Genomic DNA, 18,808 nt, shown 5'->3' on the forward strand with positions numbered 1-18,808 from the left:
GCCGCGCCGCATGAGCCTGACCGTCACCATCCTCGGCTGCGGCTCATCTGGCGGCGTGCCGCGGCCAGGCTCTGGCTGGGGCGCCTGCGATCCGGCCGAGCCGAAGAACCGGCGGCGACGCTGCTCGCTCCTGGTCGAACGTCGCAGCCCGGGTGGCACGACGAGCGTGCTGATCGACACCACGCCGGACCTGCGCGAGCAGTTGCTGTCGGCCGGGATCAACCGGCTCGATGCGACGCTGTTCAGCCACGATCACGCCGACCACACCCATGGCATCGACGATCTGCGCGCGCTCGTCCTGCATATGCGCAAGCGCATTCCGGTGCATGCCGACGCCGTGACCGGCGCGACGCTTCGCCAGCGCTTCGCCTATCTGTTCGAGACGCCGCCGGGCAGCCTCTATCCGCCGATCCTCGACCTTGCGCCGCTCGCGGCCGGCGAGCCGCTTGTGGTCGAAGGCCCGGGTGGGCCGATCGAGGCGTTGCCGTTCCGGCTCGAGCACGGCCCGAACTATGACGCGCTCGGCTTCCGCTTCGGCGGCTTCGCTTACGCGCCGGATGTCAGCGCGATCCCGCCGGAATCGTTGTCGGCGATGGGCGGGCTCGACGTGCTGGTGCTCGACTGCCTGCGTGAATCACCGCATCCGAGCCACTTCAATCTGGAGCAGTCCCTGGAGGCTATCGCGCAGCTGATGCCGCGCCGCGCGATCCTGACCAACCTCCATGTCGATCTCGATTATGTCAGCCTGGCCAAGCGCTTGCCGGCGAACATCGAGCCTGCGTTCGATGGCATGCAGCTGACGATCGAGAGCTAGACGATTACCGCGAGACGATCGCGGCCTGGACAGTGCTGCTGCCGCAGATCGTCGATGGCGCGGTGGGCGATGCGATATTCAAGCGGCCAATCTCACAGGCAGAGCAAGAGACGACAGGCAAGTCACTGTGGGACCGTGGTTTTCCTCGAACCGATCAAGGTGGCCGAATACGGATCGACCTATGACAGGTCGGCGCTTCGGGGATCTCCGAGCATCAATTTAAGTTCCATAATATGTCTTATGCGAATCACATGCGTAGCTGTGCGGTTGGGAGTCTCATGCCGATCGTAGGCCGACTGCGCACACTGCGAAGCTCGCCGAGTTGCCCTGCCCGGCGATATCGACGCTGCGACCCGCCGGCTTCGACATCCCGGCCGGCAGAGCTAAGCGGCGGGCGGGATCTGGCCGATGGTCGCCCGCTCGATCAGCCTGACGCCGATGTTCACGCGCAGGACACTGGCCTCGGGATCGGCGATCCGGCGCATCAGGGACTGCACGCCGAGCCGCCCGAGCTCGCCGCGATCGATCCGGATCGTGGTCAAAGGTGGTCGGCTGTTGGTCGCGATCGAGATGTCGTCGATTCCGATGATGGAGATGTCGTCGGGAACCCTGACCCCTTCGCTCTGCAGCCCCTGCATGACGCTGAGCGCGACCACGTCGGTCGCGCAGAAGAACGCCGTCACGCCGTCAAGGCGCCCATCCTGGAGGGCTTGCCTGATCGCGCGCTGCGCCTGGGGTAGCTCGACCTTCATCTGGAGCAGGTCGATCAGGTGCCTGTCGGGGTCGAACTCGATCCCGGCCTCCTCCAGCGCCATCTTGAAGCCCTCGAGACGGCGCTGCATCGACAGGCGATGCCGCGAAGCCACATGCACGATGTGCCGGTGGCCGGCCTCCAGCAGCCTCCGGGTCGCCAGCCAGCCGGCGCTCCAGTTGTCGGGCAGCACGCAATCGAGCCGCATCGTCCGGTCCATGCCGTTGACCAGCACCGCCGGCAGTTTCGAGGCGACGAGCCTGTCGATGACGGCGGGGTCGTCCATGCCGACGGCCATGACGGCGCCCGGCCGCGCGGCGAGCAATTCGTCGAGCTCGGCGATGACCCGGCCATCGGCATGCGAGGTCAGCCGGACATCGAGCTTCAGCGAGTTCGCCGCAGCTTCCGTGATGACGCTCTGGACGACGCCCTCATAGAACTGCGAGTTCGAGTAAGCCTCCGCCGGAATGACGAGCACCGCGCCATCGACACCAGCCTTCTGCAGCGAGCGGGCGCTGCGATTGCCCTGATAGCCCAGCTGCTCCGCCAGGCCGAGAATCCGGCGGCGACTCTCGTCGCTGACGCCACCGCGATTGTTCAGCACCTTGGAGACGGACGCGACCGAGACACCCGCCGCATCGGCGATGTCGCGCAGGGTCGGCGCCAGGGTCTCGTCGTCACTCATTCGGGCCACTTCTGCAGACCGCTCCCGCAATGGGAGAGACAGGGAATGGAGCGCCCGGTCACGACCAGAAGAACTGGTCGTGACCGAGCGAGCGCATCAACGCCTCCATAAAGTAATAATCACCATAGGGAAGCATCGTATCGGCATAGCCGGCCCTGACATGCGAAGCGCCATGGGCAAGGAGCCCGAGCGCCTTTGGATCACGAGTCAGGTCGCAGTGATCGAGCAGGCCGGTGAGCAGCCGGTCACCCAGACCGCGCCAGCGTGCCGCCTCCCCCGCTTCGGATTGGTCCGCCAGCAGATAGACGCCCGCCGCCATGACCGCGGCGGCCGAACTGTCGCGATGCGTCCCGCGCTGGTCCGGCGCGCCGAAATCCCAGGCCGGCACGGAGTCCCCCTCCATCAGCGCCTCGGCCTTGGCCGCGAGCCGCCGGGCCGCTTCGGCATAGGCGAGGTTGCCCGTCGTCAAGGCTGACTGCGCGAAGCCGTGGATCAACCAGGCCTGGCCGCGCGACCAGCAGGAAGCGTCGGCATAGCCCTGATGGGTCTCGCCGCGCAGCGGCTTGCCGCTGGCGATGTCGAAGACGAAGGTATGGAAGGACGTGTCGTCCGGCCGGACGATGTGTTCGAGCGTGGTCTGCGCATGGGCATCGGCCGCTTCACGGAAATCCGCCCGGCCGGTCTCGCGATGGGCCCAGTAGAGCAGCGCGAGATTCTGCATGGTGTCGGCGATGATCCGGCCATTGGCGAACTCGGCCTGCATGCGCTGGGAATGAACCTGCCTGGCATTCCAGGCCTGGATGTAGCGCCCGTCCGGGCGGTAGCGGGCGACCAGCTGCCTTGCCGCAGCGAGCGCCATCTCATGCGCCTCCCCGTCTCCCGTCATCAGCCATTCGGCGACGCAGCTCAGCGAAAACTGAAAGCCGAGATCGTGGTTCTGCGCATTCTGATGAGCGAGGATGCCGCGGAATACCGCCCGACGCGCCCGCGCCGCGTTGAGGAAGACCGGATCCCCCGTCAACTGCAGCGCCAGCCAGAGCTGCCCCGCCTGGAAGCTGACCACCCAGTCATAGGGTCCGCAATAGACCCAGCTGTTGTCGGGCAGGCCGATCTTGGGATTGCGCAGCCCGATGACGAGCATCGTCTGGCGCAGCTTGGCGACGCAGCGCTCCAGCGCCTCCTGGTAAGGCCGCGTGTCGCGCCTGGCGGCGGTGGCGGCCTCGACCGTCGAGAAATAGGTGCTTGGCTCGATGCGCATCGCTGCTCTCCCTGGGACGCGCATTTTTCGCATCAACAAATTAATTTCGTCAATAACGAAAATTTCTATTGCTGCAGATATTTTTCTTTCCTATCGTTTACCAACATTCGAGGCCCTGGGGAGGAGCCATGTCGAACGCCGCAGCTGCGAACGTGCGCGCCGTCCAGCGGGACGACCTCGCCGGCTACGGCTTCCTGCTGCCGTGGCTGCTCGGCTTCCTCCTGCTGACGCTGGGCCCGGTCGCCGCATCCTTCTATCTGTCGCTGACCGACTATAGCGGGCTATCGGCGCCGAACTGGGTCGGCATAGAGAACTACAGGCGGATCGCCACCGACGATCCGCGCTTCATCACCGCGATGACGGTGACCTTCACCTTCGTGCTGCTGTCGGTGCCGCTCAAGCTGCTCTTCGCCCTCGGCGTGGCAGTCGCCCTGAATAAGGGCTTGACCGGCCTCTCCTTCTTCCGGGCGGTGTTCTACCTGCCCTCGCTGATCGGCGGCAGCGTCGCGATCGCCGTACTCTGGCGCCAGGTCTTCGCCGGAGACGGGCTGCTCAACCAGGCCCTGCACACATTGTTCGGCTATGAGGGTCCGAGCTGGATCGCGAACCCGTCGACCTCGCTCTATACGCTCGTCCTGCTGGCGATCTGGCAGTTCGGCTCGTCGATGATCATCTTCCTCGCGGGCTTGCGGCAGATTCCACAGGACATCTATGAGGCGGCCAGCATCGACGGCGCCCAGCCCGTCCGGCAGTTCTTCAAGATCACCCTGCCTTTGCTCACGCCGGTGATCTTCTTCAACGCCGTCATCCAGACGATCGACGCCTTCAAGGCCTTCACCTCGGCCTTCGTGATCAGCGACGGCACCGGCGGCCCGATCGACTCGACGCTGTTCTACACGCTCTACCTCTACCAGGAGGCCTTCACGAATTTCCGCTTCGGCTACGCCTCGGCGCTGGCCTGGATCCTGGTGCTGATCATCGCGGTCTTCACCGCGCTCTCGTTCCTGTCGGCGCGCTACTGGGTACACTATGATGACTGAGGTGGTCCGGGCTCCCGTCATCGCATTGCCGGCCGCGGCGAGCCGGGCCGAGATCGCCTCGCCCTTACGGCGTGCCCTCGCCTACGCGCTGTTGCTCGCCGTGACCTTCGTGCTGCTCTATCCGCTGCTCTGGATGGTGGCGAGCTCGCTCAGGCCGGACTCCGAGATCTTCCATTCGACCTCGCTGATCCCGCAGGCTCCAACCTTCGACGCCTATCGCCGCGGCTGGAATGGTTTGAGCGTCGGTTTCAGCCAGCTCTTCCTCAATTCGCTGCTGATCTCGCTGCTGGTCGTCGCCGGCAACCTGCTCTCCTGCGCGATGGCGGCCTATGCCTTCACGCGGCTGCGCTTCCGGGGCCGGGGCTTCTGGTTCGCGATGATGCTGGGCACCTTGATGTTGCCGCAGCATGCCGTGCTGATCCCGCAATACATCATGTTCCTGAAGCTCGGCTGGGTGAACACGATCCTGCCGCTGACGATCCCGAAATTCCTCGCCGTCGACGCCTTCTTCGTCTTCCTGATGGTGCAGTTCTTCCGCGGCATCCCGCGCGAGCTCGACGAGGCGGCGGTGATGGACGGCTGCGGACCGCTGCGCATCTTCCTGAAGGTGATCCTGCCGCTGTCGACGCCGGTCCTGGCGACCGCAGCGGTGTTCTCCTTCATCTGGACCTGGGACGATTTCTTCGCGCCGCTGATCTATCTGAACGACATCGAGAAATACACCGCGCAGCTCGGCCTGCGCACCTTCGTCGACTCCGCCGGGCAATCGGACTGGGGCGCGCTCTTCGCCATGTCGACGCTCACCGTCCTGCCGATCTTCATCCTGTTCCTGATGTTCCAGCGACTGCTGATCGAGGGCATCGCAACGACCGGGATGAAGCGATGACCCGCCCCCCTCGCCCCACCGGACGACAGCTGACATGACCACGCTATCGCTCACGCAGGTTCAGAAGCGCTTCGGCGCCGTCGAGGTCATCCGCGGCGTCGATCTTTCGATCACGAGCGGCGAGTTCGTGGTCTTCGTCGGCCCGTCCGGCTGCGGCAAGTCGACTTTGCTCAGGATGATCGCCGGCCTCGAGCCGATCTCCGATGGCGAATTGTCGATCGGCGGCATCAGGATGAACGAGACCGCGGCCGCGCAGCGCGGCATCGCCATGGTCTTCCAGTCCTATGCGCTCTATCCGCATATGAGCGTCTACAAGAACATGTCGTTCGGCCTCGAGACGGCGCGGATGGCGAAGGCCGAGATCGATCGGCGCGTGCGCAAGGCCGCCGAGATCCTGCAGATCAGCCCGCTGCTGGAGCGCAAGCCACGGCAACTCTCGGGCGGCCAGCGCCAGCGCGTCGCCATCGGCCGCGCCATCGTGCGCGACCCGAAGATCTTCCTGTTCGATGAGCCGCTCTCCAATCTCGATGCCGAGCTGCGCGTCCAGACCCGGGTCGAGATCGCCAAGCTCCATGCCGACATCGGCGCGACCATGATCTACGTCACGCATGACCAGGTCGAGGCGATGACGCTGGCCGACCGGATCGTGGTGTTGCGGGCCGGCATCGTCGAGCAGCATGGTACGCCGCTGGACATCTACAACAAGCCGGCTAACCGCTTCGTCGCGGGCTTCATCGGCTCGCCCAAGATGAACTTTCTCGACGTCACCGCTGCGAACGGCAGCGGCGATGCCGCCATGATTGCGCTCGGCGCCAACCGGTTCACCATGTCCACCCAACGCGGCCTCGATGCCGGCGAGCCTCTGACGCTCGGGGTTCGGCCGGAACATGTGGTGGCGGGAGGCACGGCCGAGATCGACCTCGGCACGCTCGCGATCGTCCATGTCGAGCAGCTCGGCGGCCAGACCATCGCCTATGGCAGGCTCGCCGACGGCCAGGCGCTCAATGTGGTGCTCGAAGGCCAGCGCCGGATCAGCGCCGGCGACAGCCTGCCGGTCGGCACCATGGCGGGAGGCTGCCATCTCTTCGGAACGGACGAACTGCGCCTGAACAGCTGAACCCGGGACCAACGACGACAACAACAATATTCAGGGAGGAGAGAGACATGCTCAGCAGACGCGACACCCTGCGCGGTGGCCTGGCGCTCGGCGCCACCGCCCTCGCCCCGGCCGCCGGCTTCAACGCCCTGGCCGCCGAGACGGTCATGCGCCTCTACTGGTGGGGCACGCCCACCCGCACGGAACGGACGCTGGGCGCTGCCCGGCTGTTCGAGGCTGCCAATGCCGGGGTCAAGATCAATGGCGAGGTCGGCGGCGCCGACTACTGGTCGAAGCTGACGACCATGATCGCCGGCGGCAATGCCCCCGACATCTACCAGCTCGAGCCCGGCCGCTTCCCCGACTACAGCCGCCGCGGCGCCACCCGGCCGCTCGACGACTATCTCGGCAAGATCATCCGGACCGACCGGCTCTCGCCCGGCGTGCTGGCGCTCGGCACGGTCGACGGCAAGGTCACCGGCATGCCCCTATCGCTCAACGCCTTCGCGTTGCTCTATCACGCCGAGCCGTTCAAGGAGGCCGGGATCGCGCCGCCCACGGCCAAGACGACCTGGGACCAGTTCGCCAAGCTCTGCGTCGACCTGACCAAGGCGATGGGCAAGAAGAACGTATGGGCCGTCGGCAACTGCTCGCGCTACATGCAGACCTTCCAGTCTTGGCTCCTCCAGCGCGGCAAGCTCATCTTCACGCCGGAAGGCCGGCCCGGCTTCGACGCCAAGGACGGCGCCGAATGGTTCGCCTACTGGGACGCGCTCGCCAAGGCAGGCGGCTGCGCCAATGCCGAAGTCCAGGCCCTCGACAAGGCCAATGTCGACAGCAACCAGATGGCGCGCGGCAACGCCGTCATGACGCTGTCCTACTCCAACCTCCTGGCAGCCTATCAGGCGGTGGCCAAATCACCGCTCGACATCACGTCGCTACCGGTCCAGAGCGAAACCACGCCGTCCGGCCTGTTCTATCGGCCGGGCCTGCACTGGTCGATCGCGAGCACGGCCAAGTCGCCCGAGCTGGCCGCCCGCTTCATCGACTTCTTCATCAACGACGTCGAAGCGGGCAAGGTGCTCGGGGTCGAGCGCGGCGCCCCGGTCAATCTCGATGTCATGGCGGCGATTGCGCCGACGATCGACCCGCTGGAACGCAAGGTCCTCGATTATCTCAAGGCGATCGAGGGGCGGGTCGTCCCCTATCCGCCGCCCTACCCGCTCGGCACCGCCGAGTTCGACGAACGCTCCTTCCGCTCGATCGCCGACAAGGTCGCATTCGGACAGCTCAGCCCGACCAAGGCCGGCGAGCAACTGCTCGCCGACGCCCTGCGCATCATCAAGCCGTAGCGCGGCGCACGACAATCGCGGAGCGCCGGTCGGGCGCTCCGCTTGGACAGCGGGCGCCCGCATCACGGCCGGCGATAGGTGACCATGAGCGATACCATCTACCCGGAAGGGCTCTTCCGTCCCTGGTCCGGCAACCCACTGCGCAGTCGCGCCGATGTCGAACAGGCGCTGCGCGCCCTGGCGGAGCCGGTCGAACGCTATCGTTCCGCCGGCGGCGCGCGAATACGCCTGTCCCCTACCGCCGCTCATTTCGACCAGGCGCCAGCCGATATGGAGGGCTATGCCCGCCTGCTCTGGGGGCTGGCCCCGGCGCAGGCAGGAGGCGCCGACTGGATCGACTGGGAGCCGATCGCACGCGGCCTCGCCAATGGCTGCGATCCCAACCATCCGGAATTCTGGGGCTGGCCTGGCCAGGTCGACCAGCGCCTGGTCGAACTGGCGGCGATCGGCTTTGCCCTGCGCCTGGTGCCCGACAAGCTCTGGGAGCCTCTCGACGCACGCGCCCGCACGCAGGTCGCCGACTATCTCCGGCGCGGCCACGCTTGCGATTTCGCCGACAACAACTGGAAGTTCTTCCGGTTGATGATCGGCATGGCGCTGGGTAGCGTCGGCGCCGATTACGACCACTCGCTCGACGAGCGCTACGCCGAGGAGATCGAGGCGTTCTATCTCGGCGACGGCTGGTACAGCGACGGCAATGTCCGCCGCGCCGACCACTACATCCCCTTCGCTTTCCACTTCTACGGACCGCTGCTCGCGGCCCTGCAGGGCGGCAAACATGCCGAGGCCTATCGCGAACGCGCCCGGCTGATCGCGCCCGACATTGCGCGCTGGTTCGCCGATGACGGCGCGGCTCTCGCCTTCGGGCGCTCGATGACCTACCGCTTCGCCATCGCCGGTTTCTGGGGGGCGCTTGCCCTGATCGGCGAGGAGGCGCTGCCCTGGGGCCAGATCAAGGGCTTCTATCTGCGTAATCTGCGCTGGTGGGCAAAGCGCCCGATGGCCGAGCGCGACGGCATCCTGCCCGTCGGCTACGGCTATCCCGACCTGCATATGTGCGAGAGCTACAACTCGCCGCAATCGCCCTACTGGGCCTTCAAGGCCTTCCTGCCGCTTGCCCTGCCGGAGGAGCATCCGTTCTGGGCGGCAGAGGAAGCGCCCTGCCCGCCACGGCCCGAGCCCGCGGTGCTGCAGCACGCCGGCATGGTGGTGGCCAATCCGCCTGGAGACGCCGTCGCCCTGGTCTGCGGCCAGCAGACCGAGCCGACCAATCGCTGGGCCCGCCTCGGCGCGCAGAAATACGCGAAGTTCGCCTATTCCGCACGCTACGGCTTCAGCATCGAGAGCGACCCCTTACGCCTGTCGGAAGCCGTGCTCGACAACATGATCGGCTTCAGCATCGACGGTCAGCATTACCGCTTCCGCGAGTACAACGAGGAGGTGCTGCTCGCCGGCGACCTTCTGTTCGCGCGCTGGCGCCCCTATGCCGATGTCGCGGTCGAGACCTGGCTGTACTGGCAGGACGACCACCATGTCCGGGTGCATCGCGTCACCACGCCGCGCCGGCTCGTCACGGTCGAAGGCGGCTTCGCGGTCCCGCGTCCGCCAGGACCTGTCGAGGGACACCGCGCGGCCCCCGGCGAAGCAATCATCCAAACGCCAGCCGACCTGTCGGCACTGTTCGATCTGTCGCCAAGCCTCCGACGCGAGGGCAAAGCCCAGATTGCCCCGCCCAACACCAATCTCGTCGCACCCAAGACGCTGGTCCCACAGCTGGTCGGAGAGCTGCCCGTCGGGAGCTCGGTCCTGGCTTGCGCCGTGATCGCCGGTCCGCGCTCGGCGGCGCTCGACGCTTGCGTCCAGACAGGCCGGCGAACACCGCCGGACCTGGCCATGCTCGAAGACAGGATCGCACGGCTCGGCCGGCCGATCAGCCTGATGCGCCGCCCGGGCTGAGCCGGAAGCCTGGAGCCGCGTTCTCCGCGCCTCGAAGGCGAAGGATGCGATGGATAATCCCCTCGCCTGCGGCCGCCAGCCGGGCTGCCGCGCTGGAGTTGACACCGGTCAGGCCCACGGCTAGCGTTATAGGGCAGAAGCAAGATGTAAGACTGTCTGTATGATGGTCTTCTCCTGCTCTTTTTCGCTTGCGAAGACCTCAAATAACATTTGGGGAGGTCTTCAATGTCAGCAAGCATCGTCAAGATTCGTGGAATCGACGACGTCACGAGTTACATCGATTCCCGCGACGGGATTCAGGGCCGGGCCGGCGTCATCTGGTGGTTGGCCCTCGGCGGTCTGTTTCTAGACGCTTTCTCCAATTCCGCGCTCAGCGCCGGCCTTGCGCCGATGACGCGCAATCTCAATCTGTCGGCGTCGCAAGTGGCGCTGATGACCTCCTTCGCCTCCTGGGTGGCGATCGCCTTCAACCCGATCGGCGGCTGGATGGCCGATCGCTGGGGCCGCGTGCGGCCACTGATCCTGGCCAAGGTCCTGGCGGTGGTCGGCGCGCTGCTCGTCGTCTTCGCGCCGAGCTTCGAGGTCATCCTGGTCGGGCGCTTCTTCGTCGGCGCGGCCTATGGCATCGACTTCGCCATCGCCATGGCTGTGCTGGCCGAGTTCACGCCGGCGCGGTTCAAGAGTCGCCTCAATACCTGGCAGGGCATGTGGTACCTGGCGGTCTGCACCAACCTCCTGCTCGCGCTGCTGTTCTTCTCCTGGAATGTCGGCGACACGATCTGGCGCTACTCCGTCGCCGCCACCGCCATCTTCGGTCTGACCATCTTCGTGCTCCAGGCGCTGTTTCTGGTGGAGAGCCCGATCTGGCTCGCCCGCAAGGAGCGGCTCGACGAGGCGGCCCGGGCGATGGGGCGCATCTATGGCAGGCCGTTTCAGGCCGCTGCGCCCGCCGAGCGCATCCCGGTGGAGAACCAGGCCACGCGCGGCCTCGCCAATGTGCTGCTGATCTTCCGCGGCGTCTATCTGCCCCGGACGATCCTGGCCGCGACCGTGCAGATCGCCCAGTCGATCCAGTATTTCGCAGTCGGCTGGTATCTGCCGCTGATCAGCGCGGCCCTGTTCGGGCGTGACTTCGTCCTGGCCACGCTGGGCGCGCTGCTGTTCAATGTCTTCGGCATCTTCGGCGGCTTCCTCTCGCCGCTGATCGGCAAGACGCTCGGCCTGCGCCGCGCCTCGGCGATCGGCTTCGCGGCCGTGTTCGTGATGCTGCTGATCCTCGGGCTGTTCAGCGACAAGCTGCCGCTCTGGGCTGCGGCGATCGTGCCTTCCCTGTTCATCCTCTTCCATTCGGGTGGCCCCGGCGCCAACGGCAAGAGCCTGTCCTCGCTCTCCTTCCGCGGTGAGCTCAGGGCCGGCGCCAACGGTGTCATCGGCGCGCTGGGGGCTGTGGGCGCGGCGCTCGGGCTGCTCATCTTCCCGATCTTCCGCGAGAGCTATGGCCTCAACACCACCTTCCTGATCCTGTCGGTGGTGCCGCTCATCGCTAGCGTCATCTGCTTCACGATCAACTGGGATCCGACCCGTACCACGATCAATGTCGACAACGAGCCCGGCGCGCCTCAGTTCGCAGCTGACCGCACCTCGACCGCCGGGCTCGCCCCGGCGAGCAGCGCGGCGCGGTCGTGAGCGCCGCGCGCGAGGTCATCCTCGCCATCGACGAGGGCACATCCGGAACCCGGGCGGCCGTCGTCGATGCCGGCGGGGTGGTATCCTGCCTCACCTATCAACCGCTCTCGGTCGACGCGCCGCGGCCGGGCGTGGTCGAGCAGGACGCCGACGCGCTCCTTGCGAGCACGCTCGACGTCTGCCGCTCGACCATCGCACAGGCCGAATGCGAGGGTTTGCGTATCGTTGCGCTCGCCCTCGCGACGCAGCGCGCCTCCTGCGTGCTCTGGGACAGGGCGAATGGGCGGGCACTCGTGCCCGCCATGGTCTGGCAGGACACGCAATACGCCGCTGAACTCGGCCGGCTTGCCCCGGCCTGGGATCAGCGGCTGACCGCCGAGATCGGCAGGCCGACCGGTGTGCGTTCGCCCTATCTCTGGGCGGCCCGCCATATCGAGCAAACGACGCAGGTCGCGCGGGCCTTCAGGGCTGGGCGCCTGGCGTTCGGGACGATCGACACCTGGCTGCTCTGGCATCTTTCGGCGCGTCGCCAGCTCGTCACCACGCCGACCAATGCGACTTCGGCCGGCGCCTATATGCTCGCCGAGCATCGCTACCAGCACGACTGGCTGGATACGCTCGGATTTCCAGCGACCCTGCTACCGGAATTGCGCGAGGACGCGGATGATTTCGGCAGGACCGATCCGACGCTGCTCGGCATCGACGTTCCGATCCTGGCGAGCATTGGCGATCAGCATGCCGGCGCGATCGGCCTCGGCTGCCTGGAGCGCGGGCAGTCCATGTGCATCCACGGCACCGGCAGCTTCGTCGATCTGATCGTCGGCCCCGAGCCGCCGGCGCAAGCTTCGCCCTATGACGGCACGCTGATCATGACGGCCCGCCGTCAGAAGGGCGCGACGCACCTGGCCGTCGAGACCTTCGCTGCGACCACCGGCTCGGCGCTCAATTGGCTGTGCGAGGAGATGCGCTGGTTCGAGGCGCCGAGCCAGATCAGCGAGCTGGCGGCGAGCGTGACCTCGGCGAACGGCATCGCCTTCCTGCCGGCGCTCACCGGCTGGCGCATTCCGCGGATCCAGCCTGCGGCACGCGCGGCGCTCAGCGGCCTCTCGATGGCCTCGAGCCGCGCCGAGCTCGCCTATGCGATCCTCGAGGGTATCGCGCAGTCGGTGGCGCTCAGCCTGAAGGCGAACGAGGAAGTGGCCGGCGTCGCGGTGAAGGAACTCATCGTCGGCGGCGGCCTGTCGAACAGCGATGCTCTCCTGCAGATGCAGGCCGATCTCGCCGGCGTGCCGATCCGCCGCAAGCGCGACACCGCCCGCGCCACCTTGCGCGGCGCCGCCTATCTCGCCGGCTCCTCCGGCCTGTTCTGGGACACGTTGCCGCGCGAGGGCGAGACCGAGCAGCCCGACGATGTTTTCGAGGCCCGGATCACGGCCAGCGAGCGCGCATTGCGCTGCGAGCAATGGCAGGCGCGGCTGGCCTCGGAGCTGGAGCACGCAGGGCGCACCGGCGCCGCTTCTCAGGATAACCGCAGACCATGATCTCCCTCCTGTCGCGAAACTCGGCCCGGGAACGGGCGGAACTGGCGCGCACCGAGCCCTTGCGCTGGAACCGTGGCGAGCAGCTCAACCGGCTCGAGACCGAGAGCTTCGACATCCTGCTGATCGGCGGCGGCGTCACCGGCGCCTATGCGGCCTTCGACGCCAGCCTGCGCGGCTATCGCGTCGCCCTGGTCGAGAAGGATGATTTCGCCTCCGGCACCTCGTCGAAATCCTCGAAGATGGTGCATGGCGGCCTGCGCTATATCGAGCAGGGCAATCTGTCCCTGGTCCGCCATTCCCTGCTCGAGCGCCAGAGGCTGCGCCGCAACGCCGTGCATCTGGTGCAGAGGCTGCCCTTCCTCTTCCCGGTGCTGGAGCAGGACGGCGTCTTCGACAAGCGCCTCGCCAAGGCATTCAAGGGCCTGCTCTGGAGCTATGATCTCGCCGGCGGCTGGCGCGAAGGCATCCTGCATCAGAGCCTGAGCAAGGCCGAGGTGCTGGCCCATTGCCCGAGCTTCAAGGAGGATGGGCTCAGAGGTGGCTTCCTCTATTTCGACGCCCGGGTCGACGATGCGCGCCTGACGCTCAGCCTGGCTCGCTCGGCGGTTGCGCAGGGCGCCGCCGTGGCCAATCACGCCAGGGCGGTCGAGATCACGCGCGACCGGCACGGCAAGGTCGACGGCGCGATCGTCCAGGCCGATCAACACGAAATCCGCGTCAGGGCCAAGGTCGTGGTAATGGCGACCGGCGTCTGGCTGCGCGACTGGAGCGGCGTCCGCAAGGGCGACGAGCCCTTGTCGATCCGGCCGGCCAAGGGCGTCCATGTCGCCGTGCCCTGGCTGAAGATCCGCAATGACTGCACGGTGACGATCCCCGTGCCCGGCCGCAGTCGCCGCGCCACGATCACCCGCTGGGGCAATGTCTCCTATCTCGGCACCACCGACGAGGACTATGACGGCGATCTCGACGAGGTGCTGTGCACCCGGCGCGAGCTCGACTTCCTGCTCGAAGGCGCCCGCTCAGCGCTCAGGACCGATCTGACGCCCGAGGACGTCGTCGGCAGCATCGCCGGCTGCCGCCCGCTCGTGGCTCCGCCCGGCGGCAAGACGCTCGACGTCCGGCGCGATCACAAGATCCATGTCGCGCCGGACGGGCTCGTCACCATCGTCGGCGGCAAGCTGACGACCTCGCGGCACATGGCCGAGCAGACGATCGACGCCGCTCAGCAGGTCCTCGGCCGCAAGGAACGCTGCCGGACCAGGAGCGCCCATTTGATCGGCGCGGCCGGCTACGATCCGCAGGCGATCACCGCCTCGGGCGGTCTCGCGGCCCAGCTCGGCGAGCGCTACGGCACGGAAGCCTGCTTCGTCAGCGACCTGCTTGCGGCCGATCCGCGCCTCGTCGCCCCGATCGTCGAGGGCCTGCCCTATTGCGAGGCCGAGGTGGTCTATGCCGTCCGGCATGAACTGGCCGGAACGGTCGAGGATGTCCTGTCCCGCCGCATCCGCGCCCGCCTGATGGCGCGCGATGCCTCGGCCCGCGCTGCGGTGCGGGTCGGCGAGATCCTGCGATCCGAGCTTGGACTGTCCGAGGAAACGGTGGCGCGCCAGGTGCGCGACTACCAGGCCTCGGTCGCACATGAAAAATCCGTTCTGATGGGAGCACACTGACAATGTTGAGCAAAGAGGCGATTCGCCGGGGTTATAATCGCGGCCGCTACGTCGTGGGCGCGCATACCCCGCCCGGCTGGATCGCACGTATCAAGGAAGGCTCCGACGTCCCCGGCCTGCAGCGCGACCCGATCGCGGTCGGCCCGGCGATCCTCGATTCCCTGCGCGCCGTCGCCGATGAGGTACTGACCGCGACAAGCGACGTCGTCGGCTGGACGCGCGACTGGTGGGCCGGCTCGATGATCACCGAGACCGCCGGCAAGCCCGCGACCCCGCAGGCGGTCGTGGTCAAGGTCTCCAGCGTCGAGCAGGTCCAGGCGGTGATGCGGATCGCCGATGCGGCGTCGATCCCGGTCACCGTATCGGCCGGCCGCAGCAACGTCACCGGCGCGGCGCTACCGGTGCGAGGCGGCATCGTTCTCGATGTCTGCCAGCTCAACAAGCTGGTCGGCTTCGACAGGGAGAGCCAGATCGTCGAGGTCGAGGCCGGCATGTTCGGCGACATCTTCGAGCAGACGATCCAGAGCCGCTACGGCATGACCATGGGCCATTGGCCCTCCTCCTTCGCGATCAGCACGGTCGGCGGCTGGGTCGCCTGCCGCGGCGCCGGACAGCTCTCGACGCGCTACGGCAAGATCGAGGACATGGTATTCAGCCTCGACGTCGTCCTCGCCGACGGCAGCCTCGTCACGGTCGGCGGCTATCCGCGGGCCGCACAGGGCGGCGATCTGCTCCAGCTCTTCATCGGCTCGGAAGGCACGCTCGGCATCATCGTGCGGGCCCGACTGAAGCTGCACCGGCTGCCCGAATACGGCCGCGCCATCGCCTATGGCTTCGAGAGCTTCGCGATCGGCCTCGACGTTTGTCGCGAGATCCTCCAGCGCGGCGCCAACCCGGCAGCGCTGCGGCTCTACGACGCCTGGGAGAGCGGCGTGCAGTTCCAGCTGCCGCAGACCAATGTCCTACTGATCGCCGATGAGGGGCCGCAGGAGATGGTCGACGCCGTCATGGCGATCAGCCGCAAGGTCTGCGAGGAGCTCGGCCAGGAGCTGGACGGTGAGGCCATCTTCGAGCGCTGGCTCGACACGCGCTATCTCACCGGCAAGAGCGCCGAGGGCTTCACGCCCTCGCCCGGCTTCGTTTCGGATACGCTGGAAATGGCCGGCCCCTGGAGCAGCCTGGCCACGGTCTATTCCGAGGTCGTCGCCGCCATCGCCGCGATACCCGGCACGCTGGCCGGCTCGGCCCATCAGTCGCACGCCTATGTCGACGGCGCCTGCCTTTATTTCTCGCTGCGCGGGGAAGTTGCCGTCGAGGAGCGCGCCAGCTGGTACCGGCAGGCCTGGGACGCGGCCAATGCGGTGCTATTGCGCCATGGCTCGGCGCTCAGCCACCATCACGGCATCGGCCTGCTGCGTGCGCCCTATATGCAGGCCTCGCTCGGCCCAGCCTTTTCCGTGATGGAAACCGTCAAGCGGGCGCTCGACTCGAAAAACATCCTGAATCCCGGCAAGCTCGGTTTGGGAGACGAGGTGCTTCGCGACATGACCCCCGGGAACTGATGGACAAGTCCTTCGCCGTGCAGCTGGCACGCCACCCGGTCATCGCGACCGTGTACGGGGCCGAACCTATCGAGGCCTTCATCGCCAGCCGCGCGACGATCGCGATCGTCGCCAATATCGAGCTCCGCAAGCTCCAGCGTGTGATCCAGACGCTGGAGAAGGCCGGGAAATACGCGATCCTCAACATCGACAGCTGCGACGGGCTGTCCCAGGACAAGGGCGGCGTCGATTATCTGGTCGATATCGGCGTCAAGAGCATCGTCTCGACCCGCGTTGCGACGATCCAGCGGGCGAAGCGGGCCGATCTCGTCACCATCCAGAAGATCTTCGTGACCGATCGCTCGACCTTGCCGCGCAGCATCCATGCGCTGGCCGAAAGCAAGCCGCATCTGGCCCAGCTCATGCCGGCGCCGATCCTGCCTTTCGTCAACGCGCAGCTGCGCAAGGCGATGCCCCCCATCGTCGCTTCCGGCTTCGTCTGCACCCGCGAATTGGCCATCGCCGCGATCGGCCACGGCGCGGTCGCAGTCTCGACCAGCGACAAGCTGCTCTGGGACCTCGACGCCAAGGAGTTGCGACGCTGACCAAGGTCGTCTGGTTCCGGCGTCAGGCCGGGCCACCACGACCTTGGTCGGGTTGCCATTCGCAGATCGCGATGCGCTAATCTGACGCAACGCTCGGCGCTCGCCGCAAGCGCAGTCGCAAGGACCTTCAAGAGTCCGCGAAATCCCAGGGAGGTCACATCGATGTTGAAGTCCGGCTGGCTCGGCGCAATGGCGCTCGCCACCTTTGTCCAGCTCGTCCCGGCGACACCGGCGACGGCTCAATCCTGGCCGCAGCGGCCGGTCAGCTTCATCGTGCCGTTCCCGGCCGGAGGCGGCACCGACGCCTTCGCCCGCCCCCTCGCCGCCCAGCTCGAACAACAACTGGGACAGCGCATCCTGATCGACAACCGCGGCGGTGCCGGCGGCACGGTCGGCGCCTCGGCCGCCTCGAAGGCGGCACCCGATGGCTACACCTTCTTCATCGGCGCCGCGCACCATGCCATCGCGCCGGCGCTCTATCCCAAGCTCGACTACAACATCCAGACCGATTTCATCCCGATCGGCGTGATCGCCCAGCCGCCGCAGGTCGTGGTCGTCCATCCCGGCAAGGTCCAGGCCAAGACGCTGGCTGAACTGATCGACTTCGCCAAGAAGAACCCCGACAAACTGAACTACGGCTCGGCCGGCAATGGCACCACGCACCACCTCGCCGGCGAGCTGTTCAAGCTCACCACCAAGGTGAACCTGACCCACGTCCCTTATCGCGGCGCCGGCCCGCTGATGCAGGATCTCGTCGCCGGTCAGGTCGACCTCGCCTTCGATGGCCTCGGCTCTTCCGCCGCGCAGATCTCCAGCGGCACGCTGCGGGCGCTCGCTGTCGCCGCGCCCAAGCGCGCCAGCGCCTTCCCCGACGTGCCGACCACTGCCGAAGCGGGCGTGCCGGGCTACGAGGTCTCGACCTGGTATGCGATGTGGGCACCGAAGAACACACCGCCCGAGATCGTCGCGAAGATGACGGCCGAGCTGCAGAAGGCACTGGCTACGCCCATGGTGACCGAGGCCTGGAAGAAGAACGGCTCGGAGATCCCGAACCTCTACGGGCCGGCCTTCGGTGACTTCGTCAAGATCGAGGTCGCACGCTGGGGCAAGGTCGTGGCCGAAGCCAACGTCAAGCCGGATTGAACCGGAAGACAGTCACTAGTCCTCGCCCGCGTCGCCGATCACGGCGCGGGCGATCGTCAGGCTGAAGCCGGCGCGCGCCAGCGCCGCGATGTCCTTCTGACGCTGTGCCGCGCGATCGCCACGGCTCCACGGACCGAGGCGTTTGCGCCTTGCGGCGATACGCGCCGCCTCCAGCTCGACCTGTGGATCCACGGTCACGGTCTGCGCGACGAGCTCCCGTCCCACCCCTTTCGCTGCAAGCCCTGCCGCCACCGCGCGCGCTGAGCGCCCCTTGCGGCGCAGGCTCTGCGCCTTCGCCTCCGCGAACTGCCGATCATCGACCAGGCCGGAGGCCACGCAGGACGCGACGATCTCGTCCACCAGCCCCCGGAACGCTTGCGGGTCCAGTCCGTGATGCCGGCAGCTGCGCTCGACCTTGCGCAGGAGGACGCGCTGCAACTGCGCCGCCGGGACCGAATAGCGCCCGAGATAGTGGAGAGCGGCGTGCCGCAGATATGCGGTCGTGATCTTCCTGGGCGCCGGTCGCGCTTTCGCCGTCTCGTCCCGTTCAGTCTCGCTCACGCCAGCCCCCTGCCCGCAGCCAGGCTAGTGTTACGGGATTCGCCTCATATTGGGCCTGACTAAGGCCGGCACCTCGCGAAATCACCTTCGAAATCTCTCAGAATGGTCAAACCCCGTGGCTTGCCACGAGCCTGGCCACGAGTCTGGGTATCGGTCGTGACACCCTGGGCCAGGACGGGGCCGGCCAGCAGGGCCGACGCGGCGAGCACGATCACGGACGTCT

Annotated in this window: 15 protein-coding genes; 12 read left to right on the forward strand and 3 right to left on the reverse strand. The window is 67.0% G+C overall.

The window, feature by feature from the left end; translation table 11 throughout:
• Window positions 1–10: 10 nt before the first annotated feature.
• Window positions 11–814, forward strand: a complete 804-nt coding sequence (locus tag ACWIGM_RS19310) for an MBL fold metallo-hydrolase (protein ID WP_454027567.1) — start codon at window positions 11–13, stop codon at window positions 812–814.
• A gap of 383 nt (window positions 815–1,197) precedes the next feature.
• Here ACWIGM_RS19310 and ACWIGM_RS19315 read toward each other — a convergent pair whose 3' ends face one another.
• Entirely contained in the window at window positions 1,198–2,250 is a 1,053-nt protein-coding gene (locus ACWIGM_RS19315; RefSeq protein ID WP_454027568.1) for a LacI family DNA-binding transcriptional regulator, read from the reverse strand.
• A 58-nt stretch (window positions 2,251–2,308) separates the two neighbouring features.
• Window positions 2,309–3,508, reverse strand: a complete 1,200-nt coding sequence (locus ACWIGM_RS19320; RefSeq protein WP_454027569.1) for a YyaL domain-containing protein — start codon at window positions 3,506–3,508, stop codon at window positions 2,309–2,311.
• Window positions 3,509–3,636: 128 nt separating this feature from the next.
• On the opposite strand from ACWIGM_RS19320, the gene ACWIGM_RS19325 reads away from it, so the two are divergent.
• From ACWIGM_RS19325 to ACWIGM_RS19375, 11 genes are all read left to right on the forward strand, one after another.
• Window positions 3,637–4,548, forward strand: coding sequence for a carbohydrate ABC transporter permease (locus tag ACWIGM_RS19325; RefSeq protein ID WP_454027570.1), 912 nt, complete (start codon window positions 3,637–3,639; stop codon window positions 4,546–4,548).
• A complete protein-coding gene (locus ACWIGM_RS19330; RefSeq protein WP_454027571.1) occupies window positions 4,541–5,434 on the forward strand; it encodes a carbohydrate ABC transporter permease in 894 nt (297 codons plus the stop codon). Before ACWIGM_RS19325 ends, ACWIGM_RS19330 begins: the two co-directional genes overlap by 8 nt.
• Before the next feature lie 34 nt (window positions 5,435–5,468).
• The gene (locus ACWIGM_RS19335) at window positions 5,469–6,551 is read left to right on the forward strand and encodes an ABC transporter ATP-binding protein (protein ID WP_454027572.1); all 1,083 of its coding nucleotides are present in this window, start codon (window positions 5,469–5,471) and stop codon (window positions 6,549–6,551) included.
• Window positions 6,552–6,598: 47 nt separating this feature from the next.
• Entirely contained in the window at window positions 6,599–7,882 is a 1,284-nt protein-coding gene (locus ACWIGM_RS19340; protein WP_454027573.1) for an ABC transporter substrate-binding protein, read from the forward strand.
• A gap of 84 nt (window positions 7,883–7,966) precedes the next feature.
• Window positions 7,967–9,838: a DUF2264 domain-containing protein gene (locus tag ACWIGM_RS19345; RefSeq protein ID WP_454027574.1), complete on the forward strand. Its 1,872-nt coding sequence runs from the start codon at window positions 7,967–7,969 to the stop codon at window positions 9,836–9,838.
• Window positions 9,839–10,063: 225 nt separating this feature from the next.
• Window positions 10,064–11,524, forward strand: coding sequence for an MFS transporter (locus ACWIGM_RS19350; RefSeq protein ID WP_454027575.1), 1,461 nt, complete (start codon window positions 10,064–10,066; stop codon window positions 11,522–11,524).
• Entirely contained in the window at window positions 11,521–13,065 is a 1,545-nt protein-coding gene (locus tag ACWIGM_RS19355) for an FGGY family carbohydrate kinase (RefSeq protein ID WP_454027576.1), read from the forward strand. Before ACWIGM_RS19350 ends, ACWIGM_RS19355 begins: the two co-directional genes overlap by 4 nt.
• Window positions 13,062–14,735 carry a glycerol-3-phosphate dehydrogenase/oxidase gene (locus ACWIGM_RS19360; protein WP_454027577.1) on the forward strand — a complete coding sequence of 558 codons (1,674 nt, stop codon included), beginning with the start codon at window positions 13,062–13,064 and terminating at the stop codon, window positions 14,733–14,735. Before ACWIGM_RS19355 ends, ACWIGM_RS19360 begins: the two co-directional genes overlap by 4 nt.
• 2 nt (window positions 14,736–14,737) lie before the next feature.
• On the forward strand, window positions 14,738–16,297 hold the full coding sequence (locus ACWIGM_RS19365; RefSeq protein WP_454027578.1) for an FAD-binding oxidoreductase: 1,560 nt from the start codon (window positions 14,738–14,740) through the stop codon (window positions 16,295–16,297).
• On the forward strand, window positions 16,297–16,881 hold the full coding sequence (locus ACWIGM_RS19370) for a glycerol-3-phosphate responsive antiterminator (protein WP_454027579.1): 585 nt from the start codon (window positions 16,297–16,299) through the stop codon (window positions 16,879–16,881). The genes ACWIGM_RS19365 and ACWIGM_RS19370 overlap by 1 nt, the downstream gene beginning before the upstream one ends.
• A gap of 162 nt (window positions 16,882–17,043) precedes the next feature.
• Window positions 17,044–18,024 (forward strand): Bug family tripartite tricarboxylate transporter substrate binding protein, encoded by a 981-nt coding sequence (locus ACWIGM_RS19375; RefSeq protein WP_454027580.1) that lies wholly within the window; start codon window positions 17,044–17,046, stop codon window positions 18,022–18,024.
• A gap of 15 nt (window positions 18,025–18,039) precedes the next feature.
• Here ACWIGM_RS19375 and ACWIGM_RS19380 read toward each other — a convergent pair whose 3' ends face one another.
• Window positions 18,040–18,585 (reverse strand): regulatory protein RecX, encoded by a 546-nt coding sequence (locus ACWIGM_RS19380; protein ID WP_454027581.1) that lies wholly within the window; start codon window positions 18,583–18,585, stop codon window positions 18,040–18,042.
• Window positions 18,586–18,808 lie beyond the last annotated feature (223 nt).

It is taken from the genome of Allobosea sp. NPDC055332, assembly GCF_053645455.1.

What these genes read in the sequence shown, in the direction of transcription:
- ACWIGM_RS19310 (WP_454027567.1), top strand. Translation starts at nt 11, where the DNA reads ATGAGCCTGACCGTCACCATCCTCGGCTGCGGCTCATCTGGCGGCGTG.
- ACWIGM_RS19315 (WP_454027568.1), bottom strand. Translation starts at nt 2,250, where the DNA reads ATGAGTGACGACGAGACCCTGGCGCCGACCCTGCGCGACATCGCCGAT.
- ACWIGM_RS19320 (WP_454027569.1), bottom strand. Translation starts at nt 3,508, where the DNA reads ATGCGCATCGAGCCAAGCACCTATTTCTCGACGGTCGAGGCCGCCACC.
- ACWIGM_RS19325 (WP_454027570.1), top strand. Translation starts at nt 3,637, where the DNA reads ATGTCGAACGCCGCAGCTGCGAACGTGCGCGCCGTCCAGCGGGACGAC.
- ACWIGM_RS19330 (WP_454027571.1), top strand. Translation starts at nt 4,541, where the DNA reads ATGACTGAGGTGGTCCGGGCTCCCGTCATCGCATTGCCGGCCGCGGCG.
- ACWIGM_RS19335 (WP_454027572.1), top strand. Translation starts at nt 5,469, where the DNA reads ATGACCACGCTATCGCTCACGCAGGTTCAGAAGCGCTTCGGCGCCGTC.
- ACWIGM_RS19340 (WP_454027573.1), top strand. Translation starts at nt 6,599, where the DNA reads ATGCTCAGCAGACGCGACACCCTGCGCGGTGGCCTGGCGCTCGGCGCC.
- ACWIGM_RS19345 (WP_454027574.1), top strand. Translation starts at nt 7,967, where the DNA reads ATGAGCGATACCATCTACCCGGAAGGGCTCTTCCGTCCCTGGTCCGGC.
- ACWIGM_RS19350 (WP_454027575.1), top strand. Translation starts at nt 10,064, where the DNA reads ATGTCAGCAAGCATCGTCAAGATTCGTGGAATCGACGACGTCACGAGT.
- ACWIGM_RS19360 (WP_454027577.1), top strand. Translation starts at nt 13,062, where the DNA reads ATGATCTCCCTCCTGTCGCGAAACTCGGCCCGGGAACGGGCGGAACTG.
- ACWIGM_RS19365 (WP_454027578.1), top strand. Translation starts at nt 14,738, where the DNA reads ATGTTGAGCAAAGAGGCGATTCGCCGGGGTTATAATCGCGGCCGCTAC.
- ACWIGM_RS19370 (WP_454027579.1), top strand. Translation starts at nt 16,297, where the DNA reads ATGGACAAGTCCTTCGCCGTGCAGCTGGCACGCCACCCGGTCATCGCG.
- ACWIGM_RS19375 (WP_454027580.1), top strand. Translation starts at nt 17,044, where the DNA reads ATGTTGAAGTCCGGCTGGCTCGGCGCAATGGCGCTCGCCACCTTTGTC.